Annotated in this window: 14 protein-coding genes and 7 pseudogenes; 8 read left to right on the forward strand and 13 right to left on the reverse strand. The window is 41.7% G+C overall.

The genetic code is table 11. The features are described from left to right. Nucleotides 1-1268: pseudogene (locus ACSLFW_RS20300) on the reverse strand (DUF2851 family protein). Between the two features lie 286 nt (nucleotides 1269-1554). On the opposite strand from ACSLFW_RS20300, the gene ACSLFW_RS20305 reads away from it, so the two are divergent. After that, on the forward strand, nucleotides 1555-1935 hold the full coding sequence (locus tag ACSLFW_RS20305) for a response regulator (protein WP_436557264.1): 381 nt from the start codon (nucleotides 1555-1557) through the stop codon (nucleotides 1933-1935). On the opposite strand, the gene ACSLFW_RS20310 is transcribed toward ACSLFW_RS20305, so the two are convergent. From ACSLFW_RS20310 to ACSLFW_RS20335, 6 genes and pseudogenes are all read right to left on the reverse strand, one after another. Next, nucleotides 1930-2193: an ATP-binding protein gene (locus tag ACSLFW_RS20310; RefSeq protein WP_436557501.1), complete on the reverse strand. Its 264-nt coding sequence runs from the start codon at nucleotides 2191-2193 to the stop codon at nucleotides 1930-1932. The genes ACSLFW_RS20305 and ACSLFW_RS20310 overlap by 6 nt on opposite strands. Nucleotides 2194-2231: 38 nt before the next feature. Next, on the reverse strand, nucleotides 2232-2669 hold the full coding sequence (locus ACSLFW_RS20315; protein ID WP_436557265.1) for a sensor histidine kinase: 438 nt from the start codon (nucleotides 2667-2669) through the stop codon (nucleotides 2232-2234). Further along, nucleotides 2614-3876, reverse strand: a complete 1263-nt coding sequence (locus ACSLFW_RS20320) for a PAS domain-containing protein (protein WP_436557266.1) — start codon at nucleotides 3874-3876, stop codon at nucleotides 2614-2616. The genes ACSLFW_RS20315 and ACSLFW_RS20320 overlap by 56 nt, the downstream gene beginning before the upstream one ends. 334 nt (nucleotides 3877-4210) lie before the next feature. Beyond that, nucleotides 4211-5572 (reverse strand): annotated as a pseudogene (locus ACSLFW_RS20325) (pyridoxal-phosphate dependent enzyme). A 185-nt stretch (nucleotides 5573-5757) separates the two neighbouring features. Beyond that, entirely contained in the window at nucleotides 5758-7764 is a 2007-nt protein-coding gene (locus ACSLFW_RS20330) for a putative porin (RefSeq protein ID WP_436557267.1), read from the reverse strand. Nucleotides 7765-8149: 385 nt separating this feature from the next. Further along, a pseudogene (locus tag ACSLFW_RS20335) lies at nucleotides 8150-10292 on the reverse strand (S46 family peptidase). 185 nt (nucleotides 10293-10477) lie between these two features. Here ACSLFW_RS20335 and ACSLFW_RS20340 point away from each other — a divergent pair. Next, complete coding sequence (locus ACSLFW_RS20340; protein ID WP_436557268.1) at nucleotides 10478-11029, forward strand: NADPH-dependent FMN reductase; 552 nt, start codon at nucleotides 10478-10480, stop codon at nucleotides 11027-11029. A gap of 41 nt (nucleotides 11030-11070) precedes the next feature. Here ACSLFW_RS20340 and ACSLFW_RS20345 read toward each other — a convergent pair whose 3' ends face one another. Together ACSLFW_RS20345 and ACSLFW_RS20350 are read right to left on the reverse strand one after the other, a co-directional pair. After that, nucleotides 11071-11217, reverse strand: coding sequence for a hypothetical protein (locus ACSLFW_RS20345; protein WP_436557269.1), 147 nt, complete (start codon nucleotides 11215-11217; stop codon nucleotides 11071-11073). Then, complete coding sequence (locus tag ACSLFW_RS20350; RefSeq protein ID WP_436557270.1) at nucleotides 11214-11795, reverse strand: hypothetical protein; 582 nt, start codon at nucleotides 11793-11795, stop codon at nucleotides 11214-11216. The genes ACSLFW_RS20345 and ACSLFW_RS20350 overlap by 4 nt, the downstream gene beginning before the upstream one ends. Before the next feature lie 419 nt (nucleotides 11796-12214). Between ACSLFW_RS20350 and ACSLFW_RS20355 the strand changes: the two genes are divergently transcribed. After that, complete coding sequence (locus ACSLFW_RS20355) at nucleotides 12215-12586, forward strand: hypothetical protein (RefSeq protein WP_436557271.1); 372 nt, start codon at nucleotides 12215-12217, stop codon at nucleotides 12584-12586. Between the two features lie 74 nt (nucleotides 12587-12660). On the opposite strand, the pseudogene obgE reads toward ACSLFW_RS20355, so the two are convergent. The 4 genes and pseudogenes from obgE to hpt all read right to left on the reverse strand — a co-directional run bounded on the left by obgE (nucleotide 12661) and on the right by hpt (nucleotide 16206). Further along, a pseudogene (gene obgE, locus ACSLFW_RS20360) lies at nucleotides 12661-13660 on the reverse strand (GTPase ObgE). An 85-nt stretch (nucleotides 13661-13745) separates the two neighbouring features. Further along, a pseudogene (locus ACSLFW_RS20365) lies at nucleotides 13746-14973 on the reverse strand (hemolysin family protein). Nucleotides 14974-15067: 94 nt separating this feature from the next. After that, nucleotides 15068-15646, reverse strand: a complete 579-nt coding sequence (locus tag ACSLFW_RS20370) for an adenylate kinase (protein ID WP_436557272.1) — start codon at nucleotides 15644-15646, stop codon at nucleotides 15068-15070. Nucleotides 15647-15675: 29 nt separating this feature from the next. Then, nucleotides 15676-16206: a hypoxanthine phosphoribosyltransferase gene (hpt, locus tag ACSLFW_RS20375; protein ID WP_436557273.1), complete on the reverse strand. Its 531-nt coding sequence runs from the start codon at nucleotides 16204-16206 to the stop codon at nucleotides 15676-15678. A 168-nt stretch (nucleotides 16207-16374) separates the two neighbouring features. Between hpt and ACSLFW_RS20380 the strand changes: the two are divergent. The 5 genes and pseudogenes from ACSLFW_RS20380 to ACSLFW_RS20400 form a co-directional block, all read left to right on the forward strand. Further along, a pseudogene (locus ACSLFW_RS20380) lies at nucleotides 16375-17638 on the forward strand (PQQ-dependent sugar dehydrogenase). A gap of 3 nt (nucleotides 17639-17641) precedes the next feature. Next, nucleotides 17642-19717 (forward strand): TonB-dependent receptor, encoded by a 2076-nt coding sequence (locus tag ACSLFW_RS20385; protein ID WP_436557274.1) that lies wholly within the window; start codon nucleotides 17642-17644, stop codon nucleotides 19715-19717. An 80-nt stretch (nucleotides 19718-19797) separates the two neighbouring features. Then, a complete protein-coding gene (locus ACSLFW_RS20390) occupies nucleotides 19798-20178 on the forward strand; it encodes a response regulator (RefSeq protein WP_436557275.1) in 381 nt (126 codons plus the stop codon). 58 nt (nucleotides 20179-20236) lie between these two features. Continuing rightward, nucleotides 20237-20821 carry a biliverdin-producing heme oxygenase gene (locus ACSLFW_RS20395; RefSeq protein ID WP_436557276.1) on the forward strand — a complete coding sequence of 195 codons (585 nt, stop codon included), beginning with the start codon at nucleotides 20237-20239 and terminating at the stop codon, nucleotides 20819-20821. Beyond that, nucleotides 20821-22244: pseudogene (locus tag ACSLFW_RS20400) on the forward strand (GAF domain-containing protein); the annotation flags it as partial. The gene ACSLFW_RS20395 and the pseudogene ACSLFW_RS20400, both read left to right, overlap by 1 nt. Between the last annotated feature and the right edge of the window lie 10 nt (nucleotides 22245-22254).

Consider the following 22254-nt stretch of genomic DNA (forward strand, 5'->3'; position numbering starts at 1 on the left):
TCAGGATTTCATTAACTCCATTCCAATCGCGCATTCCAGGCAGCGATTTTTATTGCAATATTCATTTTTCAACTGAAGCAACGATTGTGATTCGAATGCATTTTCTGCCTTGATTCCAAATTGTAAAAATTTGTCGATGATGGCGTTATTTTCAGGCCTGATGTCATTTAAAATGCCTAGGCTGTTTTCGTCAATGTCTTTGCCGAGGCTCTTCGCGTAAGCAAATCTTAACGGAATTATCGTATTAATAATGATTAAATCGATGAAGGATTTTGTCAGTGCTTTTTGCTTTTTCGGACTTTCCTTATCGAATTGATAATGCGTTTGCCAATAGCCGGAAACTGTGACATTAAAAATTTCATAAATGCTTTCAATCGTATCAGCAGCAATGATTTTCGAAAACAAATTCTGGTGTTTTCCATACAAATTTGTCAATTGCGACAATCGGATTGTTGGAAAATTATCCGGCCGGTGTTTGAAAAATTGTACCGGCATTGCCACAGTTTCGGTCAATTGATATTTCTGCCACAAATAATAATAGCGCAATTTCAAATCAGCAAAATAAATGTCTTGTTTTTCTGTGTCGAGCAATCCTGCAGTTCCTAAAAGCAGCGCTTCGAGATTTTCAATTTCGAAACTTTCTTTGCGAATGATGGAAAACGGAATGCTTTCGGCCATCTTGAAGAAAATTTCGCCGTTGGTGTTGAGTCCGAAATTCTTCGCCAGCAAACGAAATAATACGGTTTCCCAGTCGCCCTTCGTAGCAATCGCCAATTCTGAAACCGGATTTGATTTGCGTTCCAGTCTTTCGAAAAACAAGCGCTCCAGCCAGTTTTTTACGATGAAAATCGGAATCGAAGCGATTTCTTTTTCGCAATAAATCCATGACTTCGGATGCAATAAAGCGTTGTAATTATCAATGATTTCTTTTTCGACGTAATTTTTCAACTCCAATACCGGAATCTCAATATTGTTTTGCCGGAAAACCGCAGTGTCATTTTCCCAAACGACGTGCAGGATTACGTTTTCATACGCAGCGTCTGTTTCATGATGATGGATGTACCAATCGGAAGATTTGAGGTGGATTTCGATATTTCCGGCCGATTTTTGGCTGCCGATAATAAGCTGTGCATTGAAAAAATCAGGCCGGCAAGTTGTAAATATTGACCGGGATTGATAACAACGACAGATTCGCCGTTGGAAGTTTTCAGGTCATGAATTGGAAATTTGGTAAATTTCCATAGGTAGTGCAGGAAATCTTCTTTCATCTGGATGGCGTTTAAATAAGTAATGGCTTCTAAGTGACTAATATAACAAATTTTAGGAAATCTGTCATCAAATTTTGTTGCTTTTGAATTGGCTGTTTAAGAAAAATAATATACTTTTACAGTCTATTCCTACACCCAACGGTGCCTTACATCCATTGCATTCCTGCTTTAAAAAGGCTCCAATTCCCAATTTATTTTGTCGTGATTCCCTTAAAACTGTGTCTGCATTGGTAATATTTTATCGTTCCTTATATCGGAATGGGAATTAAAAAAAAACAAAACCTGCATGAAACATCATTTACTATTAATTGACGACGACGACGACGAATTCGAATTGTTGAAATTAGCACTTTCGGATTATCCGGAATTAAAATACAGCTATGCAGATAACGGATTTACAGGCATTGAAATGATCAAATCAGAAGCACCTGACCTTGTTCTCTTAGACGTCAATATGCCTAAAATGAACGGATTAAAATGTCTTGAGAAAATAAGGAAGGATGCAGATGCCGCGTTGCGTACTGTTCCGGTCTTTATTTATTCGAACAGCGATGCTGAAGTGCTAACGACCGAAGCCATGCAACTGGGCGCAACAGATTGCCTCAGAAAGCCGGTTTCATTGGCTTTGTTGAAAGAATTGTTGATTAAGGTGTTGCGAAATTTATAAAACCTGTTCTGCTTCTGCGGGAAAATAGCAGGTAATGGTGGCGCCTTTTCCTTTTTCGCCTTCTGCTGTGATGTATCCGCCGTGCAAAGCCATAATTTTTCGGCAAACTGCCAATCCGATACCGGAACCTTTGTAATGATTTCGGTCGTGAAGACGGTAGAATATTGAAAATAAATTTTCCCCTTCGGCAGCATCAAAACCAATCCCGTTATCGATAAATGAAATTTCGTGGTAACGGATATCGAATCGACACCTGATTCCGGTTCGCGGCCTTCAATTGTGATTACCGGCAAAGGTCATCCTTCGCTCCTGAATTTGATTGCGTTGTCAAGGATATGGAAAAACAACAACGAAATCAGCATTGGCATTCCTTGTAAAACCGGGAGTTTTTCAGCATCAATCCTGACGTTGCTTTCCTTTATTTTTTCAGACATTTCACCGAGCACATTTTGCAGGATTTCATTCAAATCTACCGTAGAAATATTGCTGTCTAAAGTCGGGATACGTGAAAATGAAACGATATCTTCCGTGAGCAATTTCATTTTTTGTATAGACGTTTGCGCTTTACGAACATTGGCTTTTCCGGAATCACTCAGATTGGCAGAATCAGCCTTGATGATATTTTCAAGATTGATGTAAAGGCTGCGCAGTGTTTCCTTGTAATCGTTAGCCGCAATGTCATTGAAAGTCTTGAGTTCTGAATTGAGCGCTTCCAGTTCCTTGTTTTTCGACATCAGCGTTTTGTTGAGTCCCTGGATATTTTCCTCTGCTTTTTTGGCAGTGGTTATATCCATATCTGTCCAGGATTTTCTCCGGTTCATGCTTGTCATTTTCGATAACTGCCGACGTTTTGATGCGCAACATTCTCGTCGTGCTTTCGGTTTTTATCCGGAAATTGAATTCTGATGATTCCCAATGATATTTGATTACGTCTACCAGTTTTTCAGCGATTTCCTTGTCTTTCGGCACTACATAATCCAGGTAAATCGAAGGCGTGACGGGCGTTCCTTTTGGTAATTCGAACAATCGATACATACCGTCGCTCCAGATAAATTCTGTCGTGCTGCGATCGTACTCCCAGCTTCCTGAGCCTGAAAGTTCCTCGCATTGGCTCAAAATACTGTGGTGCTTTTTGCGCCTTGTCTGCAAAATATAATCTTCGGTCGTATCTTGTGAAATGCCTAACTTTTCGATTGGCGTGCCATCCGGATCGGTTTTGTAAACGGTATTCCGGTCGCGGTAAAAACGAAGCGTTCCGTCGGCATAGCGCAAACGGTATTCGATTTCCCTGACTTCGCCGGGTTTTGCGGTTTTCATATTCTCGATATGCAATTGCATTGCGGGGATATCCTGCTCATGCATGACATCAAAAAGCGGCTCATTCATGTGGGCAATTTCTTCTTCGGAATAGCCAAGATCTTTAGCAATATTTCGAGTAGTAAACCTGAGTTGGCGCGTGTTGATGTTCATGATATACAAAATATCAGCAGAAGTCTCAGAGATACCGCGCAAAAGATTGGCCTTGGCGTGTTCGTCGTCTGTAGCTTTATCAGTCGATTCGATAAGCACCAGCACGCTTTCTTCGAATTTTAATATTTTTTCTTTATAAGTGACATCTTCGCCATTGTGAACGTAATCGATGATGGTATTACTTTCATTTCCGCTTTCGGCAACATTGCGCAATTTTTCGAAGAAAAGGCTGGCATTGCCTACCTCTTCGGCGTCATTAAGCACCGCTCCGGTTTTCCTTTCCGGAAACATCAATTTAGCACGCGCGTTGGAAAAAGTGACCTGAAAGCCCGTAATTTCCCCGCGGCCATTCTTCATTTCCTTAAAAATCTGTATCGATTCGGGAAGCTGGTCGAGTAAATGACGGCAATGTACCGCATCTAAAAAAACGTTATTGTCTGAAGCATTTGGCTCCTCGTGCATCTGGCTCATAAAACGGACCGCAGAATTTAATCGGGCACATACGAAATGAAGTCAGTAAATTGTAGAAAAAATCAAAAGGAAAGCATGGCTCCCGGAACACAATACAACGGTATTGACAGCATTTGTATATGTAGTTCCGGCGTAAAGCGGTAGAACAAATATAGAAATACTTTTCAAAAACCAATTTTTTTTGAACGGTTTTTTAACAAAAAAATACGCTTTTCTCTTACAATTGAATACAGTGTCTTAGTACGAATTGGAAGTCAGTACTATAAGAAAAAAAGACTAAATAACAATGCTGCTGAAATACATCATTATTATTTAGTCATTCTTAAATTATCAATTATTTTATCGAACCGATGATATCATATTTAGTAATGATATGGTGTTTTCCGTTTCCTAAATCAACTAAAACCGCATTATTTTCTTTTGTGAAAAGCTTGGAAACTTCTTCAATGGCGGTTCCTGATTTTACGACAGGATAAGGTTTTCCCATCACTTCGCGGATTGGCTTTTCGGCTACATTTTTATCAGAAACATAACTCTGGAACAAATCAGTTTCGTCTACTGAACCAACAAATCCGTTGATATCGATTACCGGAATCTGCGAAATTTTGTATTTGCGCATTCTCTCAATCGCGTGTGAAACAAGTTCTTCGGTGCGAACAATTACAAGTGGTTTGTCGATGTGGTCTTTGATAACATCTTCGGCCTTCTTGATATCTTCGTCAAGGAAACCGCGCTCACGCATCCAGTCGTCGTTGAACATTTTCCCGACGTAACGGCTTCCGGAATCGTGGAATAAAACCACAACTACGTCTTCCGGCTTGAAATGTTCTTTCAGCTGAATAAGTCCTTTTATTGCTGAGCCAGCTGAATTGCCAACAAAAATACCTTCTTCCAATGCAATTTTTCTTGTATAAACAGCCGCATCTTTATCGGTAACTTTTGTAAATCCATCGATTAACGAAAAATCGACGTTTTTAGGAAGAATGTCTTCGCCGATGCCTTCTGTGATGTAAGAATAGATTTCATTTTCGTCGAAGATTCCGGTCTCGTGGTATTTTTTGAACACAGAACCGTATGTATCAACACCCCAGATTTTGATATTCGGGTTTTTCTCTTCAGGTATTTTGCAACGCCGGAAATGGTTCCGCCTGTTCCAACTCCGACAACAAAATGCGTAATTTTTCCGTCGGTCTGTTCCCAGATTTCAGGTTCAGGTTTGTTCGTAATGCGCAATCGCATTCGACGGATTGTCGTATTGGTTCACATACCACGAATTCGGCGTGTCTTCGCCTAATCTTTTCGAAACGGAATAATAAGAACGCGGGTCAGTCGGTTCAACGTCAGTCGGGCAAACGACCACTTTCGCACCAACGGCACGCAGAATGTCCATTTTCTCTTTGGATTGCTTGTCGGTGATCACGCAAATCAGCTTGTAGCCTTTTACGATTGCGGCCAAAGCTAAACCCATTCCGGTGTTTCCTGAAGTACCTTCGATGATGGTGCCGCCGGGTTTTAAGCGACCGTCAGCTTCCGCGTCTTCAACCATTTTTACGGCCATTCTGTCTTTGACGGAATTTCCAGGATTAAAGGTTTCGACTTTCGCCAAAACGAGCGCATCGACTTCAGCGGTTACTTTGTTGAGTCTTACAAGCGGCGTGTTGCCAATGGTTCCTAAGATATTTTCAGCGTATTTCATTTTGATATAATTCAGTTATTTTTTGCGGATTTGATAATTTTTATTTCAAAATCGCGCACAAATGTAATAATTTGAGACAAGAATTAAGAGTCAAGAGTCAAGATTATTACAATTCGATATTTTCGCATCTAGGATTTTCTTTCAGCGAAGCGATCTTGATTCTTTCAGCGAAGCGGTCTTTCCTCTTATTGAAAGAAATTCCACACCAACCCGAAACGGATCAGCGCATCTTTATACGGATAATTCGGCGCAGCATAAAATGTATTTCCGGTAAATGAGGAATTGAAATGTTCCCATTTAAGGTAAATCCTGGTTTGGCGCACGCGTGCGTTTACGAAAACATCGAACATCGGGAATTCTCCGATTTCCTTTTGGTGCTGCACATAAAATTCACCAATTACAGGATTGTAATTATTGGCGTAATATTTCGTAAAATAATTAAACGTCACGCCGGTTTGCAGGAACATCGCTTTCTTGAAAACGTAATCGGAGAAATAAAGCGTGTTGCGCGTTACAAGTTGCGGAACATTCAGGATATCATCGCTCTGGTCGGTTTTCTGGTACAGCAAAGTGTTGTCCAGCGCGAGTTTCCACCATTTGAATTCCTTTGAAACTTTGAGCGATAAATAATTGATCGTACCACCGTATTGTTTTGGCGAAACTAGCAGAATGTTTTCGGTGGTACTGTCATCGCTGAAATACAATTTGTCGTTAAGCGTCGTATATTGCAATTCTGCGGAAGCCCATTTCGTATCTGCTTTTACACGGAAATTATTGATTTTTTCATTGTTGAATTCATTGTACCAGTTGTAAGCAATGTAGCTGCTTTGGTACAAATTATAAATATTGTCAGGCAATTTGTTGATTTTTTGGTATTGGAAAGACAGGTGATTGTCATCGTTCAAATCGTAATTCAGCGACACATCAAAATTGGATAAATCCTGGTCGGTTAGTGAATTGGAATACAGCGCTCTTCCGTTCCATTTGCCTTTCTGGTAAGCATATTCAGCGCCGAAACTGTTGATGCGGTCGTTTAATGCACTCGGAATCACATTGGTGCCCTGCACGATAACGCGGTCATAATAATAATTGTAATGGAAATCGTCTATGAAAAAACCTATGCGGCCTAACGTTTTATTTTCGTAAACAGCACCAACTTTATTGTAAAACCTGTCGTAACGCGTTTTATCGTGGATACTTGACGCGACATTCGAGTCTCCGAATCGGTTAAACGGCGTATTGGTTCCGGTGATTGTAGTCGTTAAAGTCGGCTGGTTGAATTCAAATAATTTCTTCTCAAAATTAAACTGGTGCGTAAAATACAGGTTATTTTCGCCTTCGGTCTTGTTGAACCTGAAGCTGTGGTCAACGAAATAGCGGATTCCCTTTAAAAATGATTCGGCGTCAACAAGATAAACCTGCAGCCTGTCACGCCTTTTAAAGTCGCTGTCGCCGCTTTCGAAATTATCGGTATTGACGATGCCGCCGTTTTCTTCATTCAAAACATCCTGACCCGCCAGATGTGCTTTAAGGGAATATCTGGCATCCTTAGTCTGGTAATTTGCGGTGAACCGGAAATTTCCGGTGCTTGACAGGGCATTATTGTAACGGCCTTCGGAACGCAATCCTTTATAAGCAATTGAAAAATTAAGCCTTTCAGAAGTATTTACAGTGATGAAAGCATCGAGCGACTGGCCTTGTTTGATGGTGGTTTTGAAATACAATTCCGTAAGCGGCGTCGGCACCTGGTAATACCACATTTGTGATGGTTTCAGGTAATTGAATTGCTTGGCATTGAAGCCAAATTCCGGATATGGAGAAAAATCGTTAAGACTGTATTGCAGCGTATTGTAGGTCTGTCCGTCATTCGCGAAAGGCAACAATCCGAAATTATCCCTACGCAAATAATTGAAACTGTATTCCTTTTGAATGGTGAGCGATGTGTCGATGTACATAGTGTCTCTTTCGAGCGTTACCACTTTGTACATGTCGATAGTTGCTTTCGGAAGGTCTTTTTTGGGTTTATTCTCTTCTTGTTCTTCAGAGGTATTTCGATCCGGAACGGTATTCGTATTGGTTGTAGTTTTCTTCGTTGATCTTGTTCGCCCACCTCCGTCAGGCGATGACTTTAATACTTGTGCGGAAGCAGCAATAGAAAATAAAATAAGGAAAAGCGAAAATAATCTTGTCATCGTTAGCCTGATATTGGGCAAAGGTAATATTTTTAAGGACAAAAAAACTTAAAAAACCGTTAAGCAGACTGTAGTTAGCAGATGGCAGATTTCAGGCAGCTGTTGACAGTCTGCTATCTGAAATCTTTTCCCTAAATTCCAACCTTTCGGTAAAAATGATGCTCCATATAAATGCAACCAAAGCATCTATCAACGTTTGGCAACTCGCAGCAGGAACATTGACGCCGGAAACCGCACCAAAACGATAAAAGTTGTTACGAATAAAGTTTAAATTACAAATAAGTTCCAAAAACAACTTGTCTTTAAAATTAAAATCCCAAACTACATTTAGCAGTTTGGGATTTTTTATAACTTGGAATCTTTGTATTTTGAAATTTGCTATTTGTTATTTCACAATCGTCATCTCATCAACGATATGCTTCGCGCCTGAGAATTTATCGATCAGCCAAAGTACATAACGAATATCAACGTTAATCGTTCTTTGCAATTTCGGGTCGAAGATAACATCACCAGCCATCGCCTCGATGTTTCCGTCGAAAGCAAGACCGATTAATTCGCCTTTTCCGTTCAATACAGGAGAACCTGAATTTCCACCTGTGATGTCATTATCCGTAAGGAAATTCACCGGCATATAACCGTTTTTATCAGCGTAGCGTCCGTAATCTTTTGCTTTGTATTCTTCCAGCATTCTTGCCGGAAGGTCAAATTCTTCGTCGCCTGCCTTATATTTTTTCACCATGCCTTCAAGCGTAGTATAATTGTTGATTTTCGCATCGTTACGTTTGTCGGCCGGTAAAGCGCGCACCTTCCCGTAAGTCAGCCTTAGCGTAGAATTCGCATCAGGATATTGGATTGGCGCCAGTTTCGATTCTCTCAAACCATCAACCAATAAACGGAATGCCGCGCCATAATCATTTTGCGCTTTTGCAATTTCGTCAGATTTTGCAGCCAGTTGCGCCAGTAATTCGGTTGACAATTTGTTCAATGGATCATTTGCGGCTACTGTGGCATCCGGTTTTTCGATGAATGCCAGCATTTTTTCTTTTGAAGTATAAATACTGTTGTCGTAGATATTATCTACATACGTTTTGAAATCATATCCGCTTTGCTGGGCAGACAATTGAAGTGACGGCACGACAGGGTATCCTGTAGATTTAGACGTATACAATTTCAGTTGTGCTGCCATGATGTCTTTTTCTGCCGGAAGGTAAACTTCTTTGAAGAATTCATTTACGCCTTCAATCAATTCCGGTTTCATTTCGGCTTGTTTCGCAGCATCTGCTTTTGCATAAGCTTCAAATTGTCTTCCGAAACTTCTTGAGATTGTTCCGTAAGCAGTCGTTCTTAACAATTGTTGCAGGTAATTGTCGTGTCTTGCCTTTTCGTTCGTAAGGGCGTAGAATTTATTGATGTTCGTAATCACATCGCCATATTTGGCCTTATTTTCAGGTTGATTGGCCCAGGCGTCAAATTTTGCCTCCTGTGCAGCCTTGGTTTTCGAAGTGCCGAATTTGCTCAAAGCATCAATCATTCCCTGGCGGTTTTTCCAGTAATTGGCCGTCGAAGCATATTTTGAAGCATACATCAAACGGATGGTGGCATCTTTGTCCATATACTTCTTCATGTTGTCCATTCCGGTTTTGGCGCCTTCAACCCATGCCGGATAAGCATATTTTACGTTTTGCTCGATTCCGCCCGCAGGCATCCAGCGGTTTGTTCTTCCAGGATATCCTAAGATCATCGCGAAATCATTTTCTTTCACACCTTTCAGGTTGATTGGCAGGTAATGTTTCGGGTTCAGCGGCACATTATTAGTTGAATAATCTGCAGGATTTCCGTCTTTGTCAGCATAAATTCTGAACATCGAGAAATCTCCGGTATGGCGCGGCCATTCCCAGTTGTCAGTATCGCCACCAAATTTTCCAACGCTTTCCGGCGGCGTACCTACTAAACGAACATCTTTGTAATCCTGGTAAACGAAATAATAAAATTCATTGCCCTGGAAGAAGAACGCACAGAAACGGTGAATTTTCCGCCTTCGTTGTTTTCTTTTCAATTGCAGCAGATTCAATAGCAATAGCTTTATCGCGTTCTGCTTCGGTCATATTCGGATTTAATTTCGCCAGAATCCTTTTCGTCACATCATCCATGCGAACGAAGAAACGCACAAAAAGGCTGCTTGGCTTCATTTCGTCTTTTCTTGAAGGCGCCCAATAACCGTTTTTGAGGTAATTTTTGTCGGCTGTCGAAAGCTCGGCAATCGCGTCATAACCGCAGTGGTGGTTGGTGAGTACGAGTCCGTCTTTAGAAATCAATTCCGCTGTACAACCGCCGTTGAATTGCACAATCGCGTCTTTCAAACTGTGGTGGTTGATGCTGTAGATTTCTTCAGAAGTGAGCTGAAGGCCCATCTTCTCCATGTCGCGGTGGTTCAGTCTTTCGATGAACATCAGGAACCACATGCCTTCGTCGGCGCGCATCGGAAATGCGGACAGGCAAAGGAGTACGAATAAAATAATTTTTTTCATTGCTTACAATTTAAGTTTAGTGTGTTACAAGTCGCCGGAAATTTCGAAAAGTTACAGCGCAATCGTTTTTTTTTAGCGATTGCGAAGGTAAGAATTTTAGAATTGAGATGACAGATTTTAAGAAACCCTAAACACAACTGCTATATATAATGTGGTAACTTTATGATTATCCTCAAATCATAATCATGAAAACAAGAATTATAGCCCTTTCTGGTAGTTTGCGCAGGGATTCCTATACAACAAAACTCGTCAAAGCTTTCCAAAAAAGCGCTCCCGAAGATGTGGCCTTAGAATTAATCGAAATCGGGAACCTGCCTTTTATTAACGAAGATCTTGAAAAAGACTTACCTGAATCCGTAAAAGCTTTTCATGAAAAGATACGCGAATCGGAAGCCGTGCTTTTCGCAACGCCCGAGTATAACCGCTCCTATTCGCCCGTGCTCAAGAACGCCATCGATTGGGGCTCGCGTCCTGAAGGGCAGAACCACTGGAACAATAAACCAGCCGCTGCCATAGGCTGTTCGCCTTATTCGCTTGGTGCATTTGGCGCTGTAAATCATTTAAGACAGGTAATGATGTATGTCAATTTGCTTACACTACAGGAACCTGAATTCTATCTCAGCAAAGCTTCCTGTTTTTTGGGTGAAGACGGGAATGTAAGCGACCCTGAAACGCAAAATCACATTGATGCATTCTGGATAGCCTTTACAGATTGGATCGAAAGACTCAAACGGTGACTTTCGAACCATGGCCGGTATCAAGTGATGGTGGCCATCAATCAGCTTTTGGTCACGGTATCCAGTTCCGTAACGCTGGGCTTTCTCTTTCTTGCCTCGCGCATTTCTTTGGAAAAATATACGTATTGGTCACACTTGGCGCTGTCTCCGGCAAATAAAATCTGACCCGCATAGTTGATCAGTTTCATAAAATCATAACATTGGTTGAGCAAAGCCACACGCGCTGAAGTTGCCCGACGCGGCCTTTTTTCTCTGTATTTTTTTCGGTCAGCGCTTCATTCAATAGTACTTTAAGGGTTGCGATTTCTGAAATAGCGTTGTCTGTAAAACCAACTGCGTTAAGCGCTGCGCGGTTTTCGCCGCAGGCGGTTTCAAGATTTTCGAGAAGCGAAAGCATCCTGATCCGGTTGTATTTTGCCTTTGGATAATCGCCCGCACCAAATCGTTTGAGCATGGCCCGGCTTGAAAAGGCCTTGCGCGCGAAATACATGACGTCGGCATACTTCCTGCCCGAACGCTCCATTAACGCATTGACCCGCTCTACTTTTTCACGATGTATGGCTACAACTGTATTGTCATCTGTAACGCTATCGGCTGCTTCGATTGCTTTAAGGAAATCGTTACGAAAACCAGCATCGATAGTGCTGTCGAATGCAGTAAATTTTAATAGGTCATCCCCTAAAATCCCGTGCAAAATCCTCGCAGATTCGCACATGAAGCTGTCGGTTCCAGGATAACGGCGTTCTGTTTTCTTTAGCTTTTTCATTATAATACCTTATTATTAATTTATACTTTTATATAAATACATATAAAAAATTCAGAGGTAATTTTTAACTGCTTGTTCAAAAATAAAAATTTTTAATAATTAATATATAAAACTTTATAGTTTATTTAAATTGATAATTTATAAAGTATATAATTTTTATATAAAGGTTTAGTATATTTTTAATAGGTTACATATAATTTTTATTGAATTACCAGAGCTGCCTGGCTTTTTCGGCAGATCAAATTTCAGGATAGCTATCGAATGTGCCGGCAATATACGCTTCTGCATGACTGACATTATTCAGGTAAACTTTTTTCATGTGAAAACCAAAACTTTAAGAATTTTTACGGCAAACCCGTAATCGACTTTATATGTACCTGCCTAATTTTGAATCATATAAACCATTTAATTTTTTTATTATGAAACATTTATTATTAAGCTTGTTCGCTATCATCTTTATTGGTACGGCAAGCCAGGCACAAACAAATGGAAGCGGAACAAAGAAAGAGTCTGCGTCCGTTAAGATCAAAAAAGGGTCGGAGGTTGCGAACTACAAGTTCAACACTGTAGAGGACTTGCGAAACAACACCGACAAGTTGTTTGACGATGCCGCGGCAAGACCAGTGGGTTCTACCGATGAATGCACGGTTACAGTTGAGATATCCATTACCGTTTCAATTGGCTTGGTTTCGACTACGGTAACCGGTTCGGTGACAGCTCCCTGTTCGCAGATTTCGGGAGCGGCGAAAAAGTTAAGGGCGCAATTGATTGATATCGCGACCGGAGGTTAAATAAAAACCACCATTTTAGATTGCCTCCAAAAAGTTATGCACTTATTGGAGGCATTTAATTTATTGATATGGCATTAGTCGTTCAGCATCTTCCAAAGTTTATCTTTCAATTCTGTCAGTCCTTGCTGTGCAACAGATGAAATAAACATATACGGAATATCCTTAAACGCTGCATCGAGTTCTGTTTTCAGTTCTGCTTTCAGTTCATCGTCTAGCATATCGCATTTGGAAATCACCAAAAGCCGCTCTTTGTCGAGCATTTCAGGATTGTATTTCGTCAATTCGTTCACGAGAATATCATATTCACCTTTGATGTCAGACGTATCAACCGGACCAGGAATAATAATGTCGAATTTCTCTCAATATGGCGAAGAAAATAATGCCCGAGACCTTTTCCTTCCGCAGCGCCTTCAATAATTCCCGGAATATCGGCAATAACGAAAGATTGATAATCGCGGTAAGCCACAATGCCTAAATTCGGCTTTAAAGTCGTAAACGGATAATCCGCAATTTTTGGTTTTGCAGATGTGAGTACAGAAAGCAATGTCGATTTTCCGGCATTCGGAAATCCAACTAATCCAACATCGGCAAGCACTTTTAATTCAAGCACGATATCAGCTTCAACCGACGGCAATCCCGGTTGGGCATAACGCGGCGTCTGGTTGGTCGAGCTTCGGAAATGCCAGTTGCCGAGTCCTCCTTTTCCGCCTTGAGCGATGATTTTCTTTCGCCGTCTTCGGTAATTTCAAATAAAATTTCATTGGAATCCTTGTCACGGACAACTGTTCCGAGTGGCACTTCGATAAATTTATCCTCTCCGTCGGCACCGGTACTTCTGTCGCCGCCACCATCGCCGCCATGCCCGGCTTTGATGTGTCGCGCAAATTTCAGGTGAAATAATGTCCACAACGATTTATTCCCAACAAGGAAAACGTGTCCGCCACGACCGCCGTCACCACCGTCAGGACCGCCCTTTTCGATAAATTTCTCGCGGTGCAAGTGCGTTGAGCCTTTTCCGCCTTTACCCGATGAGACGTATATTTTTACGTAATCTACAAAATTTCCTTCTGTCATTTTCTTGGGTTCAGGGTACTGGGTTCAGGATTCAGGGATGGAGTCGCGTTGACCCTGTACCCTACACCTTAAACCTTGTACCAATTTATTTTTCTCTTCTGGATTTCACCAGTACTTTATCAATCTTCACACCATCCATATCAAGGACTTCAAGCTCAAATTGGTTCCAGAATAATTTTTCGCCTTCTTTTGGGATATAAGTCAGCTCTGTCATGATTAATCCGCTAACTGTTGTCACTTCATAATCGCTTGTGAGGTCGTCTAATTCGAAATAGGTAAGGAAATCATGCAGCGAATAATGCCCGTCGACGAGCCATGTGCCGTCTTCACGCTCGATCAGCTTGAAATCTTCCTTATAAAAATCCGAGGCATCGCCAACCAAGGCTTCAAGGATGTCGTTAAGCGTGATAATCCCTTGAAAAACACCATATTCATCAGATACAAACGCATAATGCACGCCGCTTCTCTTGAAATTTTCGAGTGCCTTATACGCCGTTGTCTGCTCCATAATAAACGGAGCGTCGGTCGTAATCGAACTTAAATTGAAAGTTTCTTCGTCAAAATGCGCAAATATATTTTTGAGGTTGACCACGCCAACAATGTCGTCGTAATTGTCGCCGTAAACCGGATAAATCGAATGCAATTCTTTTAGCATCATTTCGCGAACCTGCGCTTTATCTGCATTTTGAGGAAGGAAAACCACAGATTTCCGGTGGGTCATCAACGAATTAACTTTCCTGTCACCAATATGAAAAACGCGTTCTACGATATCCTGTTCGATTTCCTGCACTTCGCCGCCTTCGGTGCCTTCTTTGATGATGGCCTTGATTTCTTCTTCGGTGACTTTTCCTTCGGCAGATGGTTTTATCATCAGGACTTTCAGCAGCGCTTCTGTTGAAATCGTCAGTAACCAAATGAATGGCGCGGTGATGATTGACACATATTTCATTGGAATGGCGACCGCTTTTGCAATGGCTTCCGGAATGGTTTAACCCAATTCGCTTTGGCAATAATTCGCCTAAAACCAAAGAGAAAAATGTCAGGATAACCACCACAACTCCCACAGAAAGACTGTCGGCATAGGGCTTCAACGCTGCGAAGCTCTCAAAATACAGCTTCATGTCGGTCGTAATCTTATCGCCACTGAAAATACCGGTTAAAATTCCGATTAACGTAATCCCGATTTGAACGGTCGATAAAAATTTGTTGGGAGAATTTGCCAGTTCCAAGGCGGCCTTTGCGCTTGCATTGCCTTTTTTGGCGGCGTTTTCAAGGCGGTTCTTTCTGGCAGAAATCAATGCGATTTCAGACATCGAGAAAACTCCGTTGAGTATGATTAAAAATAATATGATTAAAATTTCCAAGTTGTGTTGATTTGGTTACCAAATCCGGTCGTTCCGGTTATGCCTAATTTACGAAATTATCGATTACCGCGCTAAGCCTTTTTGTAATTTCGGCAATCGAGCCGATGCCATCCACAGGATAAAATTTATTCTGTTGCTCGTAAAAACTCATCAGCGGTGCCGTTTTTTCATTGTATTCCTGGTAACGGTTGCGGATTTTTTCTTCATCCTGATCGTCAGGTCTTCCTGAAGTTTTTCCTCTTTCGAGCAGTCTTTGCACAAGGATTTCGTCGTCGGCTTCAAGCGCGATGGTTGCGGTTACGCTCCATCCTTTTGATTGTAAAAATGCATCTAAAGCTTCTGCCTGCGCAATGGTTCTCGGAAATCCGTCGAATAAAAAACCGGCAGTATTTCCAGCATTTTCAACAGCATCTTCGAGCATTTTAATCGTCACTTCATCGGGAACCAAATCGCCTTTATCGATGAAAGTTTTGGCCCATAAGCCCAGTTCCGTGCCGTTTTTTATATTGAACCTGAAGATATCTCCGGTTGATAAATGCGTAAGATTGTATTGCTCTTTTAAGAATTCTGCCTGCGTTCCTTTTCCCGCTCCCGGCTTTCCGAATAAAACGATGTTAACCATTTTTGAAATTATGAATTGTGAATTTTAAATTATTCGCTGAGTTGATAAACGTCTGTGAGGTTGCGGCCGAGTCCGTCGTAGTCAAGACCATAGCCCACGATGAATTTATCGGGAATACGGATACCAACGTAATCGAGTTTGATATCTTTCTTGTAAGCATCCGGCTTGAAGAACAATGTCGCTATTTTAAAATGTTTTACGTTTTGCTTTTTGAAAAGTTCTTTTAAAGCTACAACAGTATTTCCGGTATCGACAATATCTTCAACCACAACTACCGTTTTCCCGGAAAGGTCGGTGTTTAGTCCGATTAGTTCATTAACAGTATTGGTGGATTGTGTGCCTTCATACGAAGCCATTTTGATAAAATTCACTTCGCACATGCCGCGATAGTGCTTCATCAAATCGGCCATCACCATAAACGAACCGTTTAAAACGCCAATAAAAACCGGCACTTCTTCAAAAAAATCATCATCCATCTGCTTCGCCATATTTTTTAGCGCGAAATCAATTTCGTCTGAAGAGATGAACGGCACAAAATGTTTATCGTGTAGCTGTATCACATTTTTTGGTTTTAAAAATAAGTTGCAAATATACTGAAATCTGTCGCTTTATGCTGAAGTTTAAGTAACTATATTCTAATTGTTAAATCTGCCTTAATATTGCAATTGGTTTTCATCCGGACGCTGTTAAATTTAGTAAATTCAACCTTCATTTCTTAATTACTTTACATGAAAACAACTACACTGACATTCACTTTGCTATCAGCTATAATCCTGACTTCGTGCCAGGGGCAAGTCAAAAAAGAACAAAAAGAAGCACTTGCGAAACAACCCAATATCACCGTAAAAACCGCTGTCGGCGATTTGGTATTACCGCCTCCGTATGCCACAAATTCTGCAACAAAACGAAGCAGCATGGTCGATTGGCCTGAAGGAAAAACACCAACAGCGCCTGCAGGATTTACCGTCACAAAATTCGCAGAAGGATTTGATGTGCCGCGCTGGCAGCTACATCGCACCGAACAACGATATTTTCGTATCTGAATTCGGCAGCGAACAAATTTCAATTCTGCGCGACAAAGACAAAGACGGTACATTTGAAACCCGCGGCGTTTTCCTTAAAGACCTTAACAAACCTTTCGGGATGCTGGTGCTCAAAGGTTATTTTTACGTTGCTAATACCAACGGCGTTTTCCGTTATCCTTACAAAGACGGCCAATTGAAGATGGACGCCAAGCCGCAAAAAATCCTCGATTTGCCTGCCGGAGGTTACAACAATCACTGGACGCGCAATTTGATTTCAAATGCCGATGGTTCTAAAATTTACGTAACGGTGGGATCGGGAAGCAATGTCGCTGAACACGGAATGGAAAATGAAGTCCGCCGTGCCGATATCCTCGAAATCAATCCAGACGGAACAGGTGAAAGAGTATTTGCAAGCGGCTTGAGAAATCCCGTTGGTGTCGACTGGAATCCCGTAAATGGCGAATTATGGACGGCTGTGAATGAACGCGACGATTTGGGTGACGACCTCGTTCCTGATTATATTACAAGTGTCAAAGACGGCGGATTTTACGGCTGGCCTTACTCCTACTACGGCAATAATTTAGATCCGAGAATGAAAGGCGCCGGTAAAGATCTGGCTGCAAAAGCCATTGTTCCCGATGTACCGATGGGCGCGCACACCGCTTCACTCGGATTGGCGTTTTACGACAAAAATGCATTTCCGGAAAAATATAAAAACGGTATTTTCGTAGGACAGCATGGCTCGTGGAACCGCTCGATAATTTCAGGTTATAAAGTAATGTTCGTGCCTTTCACCAACGGAAAACCTTCAGGAAAACCGCAGGATTTCTTAACCGGATTCGTAGCCAATGCAGACAAAGCGCAAGTTTACGGGCGGCCGGTGGCGGTAACTGTGATGAATGACGGCTCATTACTGGTAAACGACGACGGCTCCAATATCATCTGGAAAGTCACTGCGAACAAATAAAATATGGCTTATCGACATTTTCTGCTGATCGTATTTTTTTTCGCTTTCGCGGATAACATCTCGGCACAAAACAAAAATGATTCGATTCGGGAAAATCGGCTGGATGAAGTCCGCATCAGCAGTTTTCACATCAATGATAGTTTGCTGAACGCGCCGGCATCCATCGGAATTATTCCCGAAAAGGATTTACAGCGCAACGACAATGCAGATATTACACCCGCGGTCAATCGGATTTCTGGTGTTCTGATGCAATCAGGAAGTTATAACACCAACAGGATTTCGATTCGCGGTATCGGCGCACGAACGCCTTACGGAACGAATAAAATCCGGGCTTTTTATGGCAACATTCCGCTGACTTCGGGCGACAGCGAAACGACAATCGAAGACATCGACGTTGAAAATATCGAACAGGTTGAAGTCATCAAAGGGCCATTGTCAAGTTTGTACGGCGCAGGCTTAGGCGGTGCGATTTTGATTACACCCAAAACTTCGGGTTTATTTGGTGATAAAGCAAAAATCAGCAGCACATTTGGTTCTTATAATTTGCAGAAGAATTCTATCGGCTACAGCCACGATCAAAAATCTTATACCTTAAATATCAGTTACCACAAACTCAGTTCCGACGGTTGGCGTGAAAATTCCGCGTATAATCGCGAAGGCGTGACATTGTCCGGAGCATTATTCCGCAAAGAAAAAAGCAAACTGACGTATTTTGGGAATTATACTTATATGAAAGCGTTCATCGCAAGTTCCATTGACAAAAATACTTTCGACAATAATCCGCGCGGCGCGGCTTTCACGTGGAAGTCTGCCAAAGGTTTTGAAAAATATGATTCGTATTTAAGCGGATTGGCGTATGAATTTGAAATTTCGAAAATCAAAAATGCAACATCGATTTTCGTGAACCACAAAGAAAGCGATGAGCCGCGGCCGTTCGATATCCTGAAGCAAAATACTACCGCTTATGGCGCGCGGACGCAGTTTTCAGGTTATTTCGATTCGAAAAGAAAGAATTCATTTATTATTGGAATGGAATATTTTCGCGATAATTACAAAGGCAGGAATTTCGAGAATTTGTACGAAGACAATAACGGTTTGGGTAGCTTGCAAGGCAATCAAATCGCTGAAGCTTATCAAAACCGTATATTTTATAACGTTTTCGCACAATTCCGTTCACTGCTTTCACGGCAATTTGAAATCCAGGCAGGAATCAACATCAACAAAACAAAATTCGATTTAGAAAACACTTTGCCAGCAGAAACCAAACAGGGTTACAGCTACGATGCTATTGTGTCGCCGCAACTTTCATTGCTGTACAAGCCCGGAAATTCCCAGACAATTTACGCTTCGGTAAGCCGCGGATTTTCTACACCTGCGATTGAAGAAACATTGAATGCCGACGGCACCATCAATCCGGATATCAAACCTGAAAACGGTTATAATATTGAAGTCGGCGGAAAATTTTATTTTCTCAATAAAAAACTTTACACAGAAATCGCGCTTTACCGCATGGCAATCAACGATTTGCTCGTAGCACAGCGCGTCGGCGACGATCAATATATTGGCGTGAATGCAGGAAAAACTTTGCATCAGGGCGTTGAGTTTTCGGTAAATTATAACGCAGCAATCAATCATTTTTTATCCATAAATCCGTATTTGTCGGCATCAATCGGCGATTATACCTTTAAGGAATTTATCAATAACGACATTGATTATTCAGGCAATGAACTAACAGGCGTTCCGAAAAACAAAGTCAATGCAGGTTTAATTTTCAATACTGATTTTGGCGCGTATCTTTCGGCAGACTTCATGTTCACAGACAAAATGCCAATTAATGATTCAAATTCCGTTTATAACGAATCTTACCGGATCTGGAATGCAAAACTTGGCTGGAAATTTAAGTTCCTGAAACGATTTTCATCAAACATCGCCGCCGGAATCAACAATATTTTCGACGAACATTATGCATCGATGGTTTTGGTCAACGCGACGGCTTTTGGGAATGCGACGCCCCGGTTTTACTATCCCGGATTGCCCGTAAATTATTATATGAATGTCGCTTTCGCGTATGCATTCTGACAATTTTAACAGCATTTTGGAAATACAAATTCGGATTTAATCGTATCTTTCAAGAATATAAACCAGAATTTTTAGCTATTATGAGTACCGATCTGACTGTTTTTTATGTAGATGACGATGCCGATGATCTCGATTTTTTTACCGGTGTCACCAATGATATCAGTACGAATATCAATGTTGTCACGCACGACCATGGCGAAAAGCTGATTGATGCACTTCACAATCCGCCGCCATCGCCGCACATTATATTTCTCGACCTCAACATGCCCGGTGTTAACGGATTTGATGTTTTGAAGGAAGTGCGCCAAAAGCAAGAACTCAAAGATGTTCCGGTCGTAATTTTCTCTACTGCAAAAGACGAAGAAAGCGTCAAGAAAAAGCTGGGAGCTTGGCGCGAATTTTTACCTTCCGAAATCAAATTCATTCGACGGATTCAAGAAATCGCTGCAATTTGTCTTTAACCTCAATTGGAAAACTTTTACGCCTTCATTCAAGGATTTCATGTACAGCCATTAATTTATGAACGACCACAATACCGTTTCTTTTTTAGAAGATTTACGCGCCGAAACTGCCGACGCGCACAAAAAACTCGAATCGTTGCCTGTTTCGATGGCGATTACTTCACCAACCGTTACAAAATCCGAATATGGCTTGTATCTGAACCTGATGCACGACATCATTCGCGACACTGAAAGTAATGTTTTTGAATTGCTTGGCGATGTAATTCCGGATATTGGCAGCCGCAGGAAATTACAATGGCTTGAAAATGATTTGTCGGTGGTTGGAATTTCCGCAGAAAATAAACTTACATCTTTACAAAATAATTTCACGATTCCGTTTGCATTGGGCATCATGTATGTAGTCGAAGGTTCGTCGCTTGGCGGAAGATTCATCCTCAAAAACATCAATGCCGTTTTGGATTATGACGAAAAAACCGGCGCGCAATATTTCTCCGGATACGGCAATACGACCGGCAGCCATTGGAAAAATTTCATCAATTTCATGACGCAATACGAAGAAAAAAACCAAAACGCAGATGAAATCATCGAAGGTGCTATATTTGCTTTCAACGCCATTTACAACCACTTTTCCCAAAACGCCTGATGAAGATTAAAGATATTGTCAACCGCGAAATCGTCAACCTGACCAATTGCGAAAGCGAACCGATTCATATTCCGGGAAGCATCCAGCCGCATGGTTTTTTGTTGGGATTGAAAGACAATCTCGACATTGATTTCTGCAGTGGGAATACCGATTCTTTCATCGATGCGACGCATGAGCAATTGCTTGGCAAGAATTTCAGTGAAGTTTTCGGGGAAGACAATCTTCGGGAAACACAGGGATATCTCCAGGATTTGAAGCTGAACACACCGCTTCCGCTGAAACTTGAACTTTTCGGAAAGACATATCAATGTTCGCTTCACAACAACGGCAATCATATCATTTTCGAAGCCGAGCCGGACGAAACCGACAGTAAGAAAGTGGCCGATGTTTACAACCAGACTTTGCAGTTCGTTTCTTACATGAACAGCACCAATACGCTCAAAAACCTTTGTGATCTGGTGGCGAAAGGCACACGTGAAATCACAGGTTACGACCGTGTGATGGTGTACCGGTTTGATAAAGAATATAATGGCGAAGTATATGCCGAAAGCTGCCGCGAAGACCTTGAGCCTTTTCTCGGACTGCATTATCCGCACACCGATATTCCGCCGCAGGCACGCGAATTGTACCTGCGGAATTTGCTGCGATTGATTGTCGATATTAATTATATACCAGTACCGCTTTTTACGATTGACGACGCTTCGGAAAAAAACCTCGATTTGAGCCTTTCGGTGTTGCGGAGTACATCGCCAATACATGTTGAATATTTACAGAATATGGGCGTTGGCGCGACTTTGACCATTTCACTTATCCATCAGGGCAGGTTATGGGGACTGATTGCGTGCCACCATTATTCGCTTAAGAATTTGAGTTCGGAGATACGGATGGCGGCACAATTACAGGGACAATTCATTACTTCGCAAATCGATGTACGACAGTCGAATGAAGAATATGAAATTGCAAGAAGAACCAATATAGCGCTTGAAAAACTTAACGCTTACCAGTTTCCGCCAGTTGCAGAATCGTACAAGATAATCAGCATCAATCCAGAATTACTGCGGCTTTGCAATGCTTCTGGCGTTTCGATGCTGATCAGCGGACAGGTTTATAAAAACGGCATTACACCTTCGGATAAAGATATCATTGCATTATCCGCCTGGCTTTTCGATTATAGTAATGACGGAAATTTCCATACAGATAAACTCATTAATTTTGTTCCTGACATGCGCAAGGTTTGCGAAATCGCGTCGGGAATTATATATCATTCGCTTGGAAACGGCAATTCGATCATCTGGTACCGCCCGGAAACACAGAAAGAAGTGACTTGGCCGGCGATCCTGAAAAAGCGATTATCCGCGACAGCAATGGCCTGCATCCGCGAAATTCTTTTAATTTATGGAAGCAGATTGTGCGGTATCGCAGCCAGCCGTGGA

The sequence above is a fragment of the Flavobacterium sp. 3HN19-14 genome (assembly GCF_051373205.1).
Taxonomy (GTDB): domain Bacteria; phylum Bacteroidota; class Bacteroidia; order Flavobacteriales; family Flavobacteriaceae; genus Flavobacterium.